This window comes from Alteromonas sp. ALT199, from assembly GCF_018619335.1.
Lineage (GTDB): Bacteria > Pseudomonadota > Gammaproteobacteria > Enterobacterales > Alteromonadaceae > Alteromonas.
Genome location: NZ_JAHHDX010000167.1, coordinates 1 through 5,241, shown reverse-complemented (window position 1 = coordinate 5,241; position 5,241 = coordinate 1). Strand labels below are relative to the sequence as shown.

2 protein-coding genes are annotated in these 5,241 nt (G+C 42.4%); one reads left to right on the top strand and one right to left on the bottom strand.

Annotation, left to right across the window (positions count from 1 at the left end; translation table 11 throughout):
- Positions 1–156: 156 nt before the first annotated feature.
- The gene (locus KL866_RS19260) at positions 157–2,481 is read left to right on the top strand and encodes a beta-galactosidase (protein ID WP_025254065.1); all 2,325 of its coding nucleotides are present in this window, start codon (positions 157–159) and stop codon (positions 2,479–2,481) included.
- A gap of 416 nt (positions 2,482–2,897) precedes the next feature.
- Here KL866_RS19260 and KL866_RS19255 read toward each other — a convergent pair whose 3' ends face one another.
- A complete protein-coding gene (locus tag KL866_RS19255) occupies positions 2,898–5,192 on the bottom strand; it encodes a CRTAC1 family protein (protein WP_214996552.1) in 2,295 nt (764 codons plus the stop codon).
- Positions 5,193–5,241 lie beyond the last annotated feature (49 nt).

Below are 5,241 nucleotides of genomic sequence, written 5' to 3'. Positions count from 1 at the left end.
GTAATGTCTAGTCATATAGTGTTTTACTGATTTAGACGGAGCTTATGAAAAACAAATTATCGAAGCCCAAGTAGTTATTTATATTGTTAACAGTTTAATGTTTAACCTTATAGGGTTATACTGCCTTTAATTGTTAACAAAATGTGAGTTACCAAAATGAAAAAAACAGCAATAGCTTTAGCGCTTTCTGTCATCCTTATGGGGTGTCAAAAATCGGAAGAAAATCATACAAACAACGTAAACACATCTGGCTCTATTGAAGCTAAATCTGAAAGGAACAGCGAACATCCACTAATCCAATTATCAAAGAAAGACGCTGCTTCTCAAATTGACTTAGTTAACGCCAACGTCGACTTTGTTGGGAATAGCTTAAACGTTACTTTTCTTGCGAAAGAGAACCCTCATTCAGGCATTAACTTACGTCCTAGCACGCCATGGGACCTGAGTGAATTTGATGATTTTAATTTGGCGATGGATATTAAAAACCCCGGCCCGCACTCTGTGCAACTGTTTTTGAATATTACCGACATAGACGGTGCTACATACACGCGAAGTGTCGCCGTTCCTGTGGGAGAAAAAACAACCTATTACGCAAAGATGCGTGGGCATGACTTAGCAACACCTGATGGCAACGTGAACCAAGAGCTCAACTTCTTATCCGGTCTACGCTCTAACCCAGAAACGTGGGAGTCGAATGAGGTTCAATTTATTTCCATGTGGGGAAAGAAAAATCTCAATCTAGAAGGCATTACTCAAATAAGCTTATCTATTGATAGCGCACTGTTTGATAAGACGATAGAGCTTAGTAATATTCGCTTGCGCCCAAACCCTGAGATGGATACGGAGTTTCTTACCAATATAGTAGATAAATATGGTCAAAACGCTACAGTGGAATTCCCAGGTAAAATTCATTCTCAAGAAGAGCTTATTGCAGCTAAAGATACGGAGGCAGAAAAGCTAGATAATAAACTAATGCCTGATCGTTCTCGTTTCGGTGGATATAAAAACGGGCCAAAGTTAGAAGCAACGGGTTATTTTAGAACCCAAAAGGTCGATGGAAAATGGGCATTGGTAGACCCTGAGGGCTATCTTTATTTTGCTACAGGTTTAGACATTATTAGGCTGTCTAATACTTCAACTATGACAGGGTACGGCTTTGACGATGCTCTCGTTAGTCTAGGAGGGGATGGTGTAACGCCTGAAGATTCTAAAGGGCTGAACCGTGTAAACGATGCTGCCGTTCCAAGTCGTCATGTGGTATCAGATGTCAGAGTTAACATGTTTAATTGGTTGCCAAGCTATGACGAGTCACTAGGTAAGTGGTTTGGATATCGCGGGAGCGCGCATTCAGGCCCAGTCAAAAAAGGCGAAACCTTCAGCTTTTATGCCGCTAACCTAGAGCGCAAATATGGCGCTGAAGATCCGTTAGAAGCATGGGAGCAGGTAACCCTTAAACGTATGAAACACTGGGGGTTTAGCTCGTTAGGGAATTGGACCGACCCTAGGTTTTATCAAAATAATCAGGTGCCGTATTTTGCCAACGGATGGATTATTGGTGATTTTAAAACAGTTTCAAGCGGCAATGACTTCTGGTCACCACTACCTGATGTATTCGATCCAGAGTTTGCACGACGGGCTGACATAACGGCTTCTAACGTGGCTGAACAGGTGAAAGGTAACCCTTGGTGCGTGGGCGTATTCATAGATAACGAGAAAAGCTTTGGCCGTAGCGAAACTAACGAAGCACGTTACGGTATTGTCATTAACACCTTGACTCGCGACGGTAGTGAAGTACCCACTAAAGCTGCATTCACCAATCTAATGAAGAAGAAATACGAGAGTATCACCGCACTGAATAAGGCCTGGGATACAGATATAGCGTCTTGGGATGCCTTTGATGAAGGTATAGACTCTAGTATTCGTAACGATGTGCAACTTGCTGACTATAGCGATATGCTTTATCTCTACGGTGAAAAGTACTTTAGTATAGTCAATGCTGCTTTGGACAAGCACATGCCAAATCACATGTACCTAGGCGCGCGTTTCCCTAGTTGGGGTAAGCCCAAAGAAATTGTAAAAGCGGCAGCCGAACACGTTGATGTCATGTCTTACAATGTTTACAAAGAAGGTATCCATCCTAAATCGTGGGCGTTTCTTGAAGACATAGATATGCCGAGTATTATTGGCGAGTTTCACATGGGCGCACGAGACAATGGTCTGTTTCACCCTGGTTTAATTCAGGCTGCGACGCAAAAAGATCGGGCTAAAATGTATAAAGACTACATGTATTCAGTAATAGACAATCCATACTTTGTTGGTGCACATTGGTTTCAGTACATGGACTCACCTATTACTGGGCGAGCTTACGATGGCGAAAACTACAATGTCGGGTTTGTAAACGTTACCGATACTCCATATGCTCCGATGGTGAAAGCAGCCCAAGAAATTAATAGCGAAATGTATCCGCGCAGGTTTAAGTAATATGCGAGGATTTGCTTAGAACTTTCTAAATTCACATCCCGTTTATCACGGGGTGTGAAATCAAAAGCTTGGGGCCGCGTGGTGTGCGACGCTAAGCGTTCTTTACTCACTTTTTATCCAGCCTCAAAAAACTTCCCCTTTATCCTTACAGATATGCGTTGTTACACATCGTCAAACGTGTCTATTATCACGTTAGTAATAAGTGGCGGGCCTTGAGCTCTTGAGCCTTGAAGAAGGGGGGACTGTTGATTCATGGAATGTGGCAGCATCTTTTTATCGCTAGAAGAGCATCGGGTTGGGTAAGATATTGGTGTTAAGCTATTTAGTTTTAAGCCAGTATGGTAATTACGAATAAAGGCAGAGAATCCAACGATAGGTCAAGCCTATCGAATATTGAATTCCCCGCCTTATTACTTCTAGTCTGTGGTATACAATTTATTCGCTTTTAAGTCCTTAAGTTCCAGTTCTTCACCATTTCGCCACTTAATTATGGCTGAAGTGATATGATCATCTTTTCCTAGACCAAAGTGAACAATATCCATCAGGCTCTGAGAGTGCACTTCTCCAGCCGAGCCGACTCGCTTTTGATAAGTTTTACCGGAACGGGTTTTTATGCTGACCGTGGCTGAATAAGGGTCAATATTCTCTTTGGGACTATAATTTACGTCAATGAGAATATAGTTATTTTGAAGCTCAGTTTTATTTTTGTATAAGTACCATGCCCCTTCTTCTTCGCTACCATTGAGCAAATCTACGAGCCCATCGTTATTAAAGTCGAAAGCTTGCCCCATATCACCGTGACCTGTGTCTTCGGTTGCTGAGGCGCCATGAGTCATAATATTCTCAAATCTTCCTCCGCCATTATTTAGTAGCAACAAATCAGCAACTCTTTCGGCTAAAAAACCGTACCGGTGCAAGAATAAATCTTGCCAGCCATCGTTGTTAAAATCGGCTCGTGTGACTCCCCAGTGGTTCCCTCCGAGCGGGATATTCCAATCTGCGCCGCGCTCTACAAAAAAGTCATCTCTGTTTATCAGCAATATGTCTTGTACGTTTCTATTGTTAGACTCCCAGTCGTATTGAATATCTTGAAGCCCTGTAAGGGAGAAAGATACTTTCCAGTAAATGCTCATATCTCTGACCCATTCTGCTTTCCACTGATTATCACCAAGATAACCAATATAAAGACCATTAGATTTTCGCTCCGTCGGCCAACCTTCAGCGTCACTAGGGTTTATAACAAGCTTCGACGGCGCGGTGCGCATTTCTTTAGGACGCTGCTCTGGCATGAAACCTTTAGCATTAACTACTGTTCTTGTTTTCTCATCACCCAGGAAGATATCGAACCCGCCGTTGTACATTCGATAGGTAAGGTCTAGATCGGCTAATGTGATTTCTTTATCAGCAGTGAATGTTATTGCAGTAGTGCCTATCTCGCCGTCATCACGAATATCGAGACGTTCGGTTTTAGGGTTGAAGTCGATAGATTTACGTGAGAGTTGATAGTGCGTTTTGCTTCCTGCAAAGTATAGGTCAAGTAAACCGTCATTATTTACATCAATGTCAACGGCTGCGTAATAACCCGATTTACCTTGTAAGTGTTTAGGGAGTTTCGCTGCTGTCACATCGGTATAACTGAAATCACCGTTACCTTGCCACAATGTAATTGGGGAAAATACGATAAAATCATCAATACCATCATGATTAAAATCAGTGACTAGAACACGCTCGCCAGCTGCATCTTCAACACCGGCAACGCGTTGTTGAGAAAACGTCTTATCTCCATTATTTTTAAAGAAATACTGAACTGGATTCTTGCTGAAAGGCGTAGGAGCGTTGAATAAAGCTACGTCTAGATCCCCATCTAAATCCATATCCACCCAACGTGGAGAGCGCCCCCGAGCCGGGGTTAGAATTCCAGCACTAGCAGAAACATTGGTGAATTTTTGCTCGTTATTTTCCAGTAAAATGTAAGATGTCGGGTTGGTGCCGTTAGCGCCACCTTGAGCAACTAATATGTCCAAGTCGCCGTCGTTGTCGTAGTCGCCCACTGTTGAACCATGAAAGTCTAGAGGATAATTGAATAGTCTTTCGAGCTTAACAGGCTGATCACCATTATAGGTTACTAATTGCGTTGGAACGTGATTGTGATTATTTAATACGTAGTCGTAATCACCATCAGCGTCAACGTCCCCTATAGCTGGCCCACCATACTTATAACTTATTTCGGTCTCTAACTGGTATTGTTCAGATGCGTTAGTAAAACTAGGAATGACTAAGTTGTTAACCTCTTCGAATGTAACTTCATTGATAAGAATATCATTGCTGCGTCGTACAAAAGTTAACGTGTGCTTGCCGGTGGTTTCAAAATCGACGAGAACGTTTAGGCGATGCCTTCCTTGCTTAGGTACATCGAGATTGTCTACTAATACTTTGTTACCGTTCATGATACTGAGCTGGGCGTAGTTACCCTTTGTCTCTAAATCAATATTGAGACGTTTTACCGTGGAGTCTGTAACGTAGTACTCAGCAGTAAAATCTGTGGAATTAGTTAACGTTACAGGGCTCTCTACAATTTCTAAGCGACTACCTTGTTCAGCGTACGTATCAGACTGCTCGACCGACAGATTCTCACAACCGGTTAGCAGCCCTATAAGGAGGCTGCCGCACAGCAGGGGCGAGCAAATAGGCAATTTGGTTTTTTCCAACATATTAGGTTCCACAACGTATTGATTATATTTTATTACTATACTATTACAT

Excerpts from the sequence above, each read along its gene's own strand:
- KL866_RS19255 (WP_214996552.1), bottom strand. The coding sequence starts at position 5,192 with ATGTTGGAAAAAACCAAATTGCCTATTTGCTCGCCCCTGCTGTGCGGC.
- KL866_RS19260 (WP_025254065.1), top strand. The coding sequence starts at position 157 with ATGAAAAAAACAGCAATAGCTTTAGCGCTTTCTGTCATCCTTATGGGG.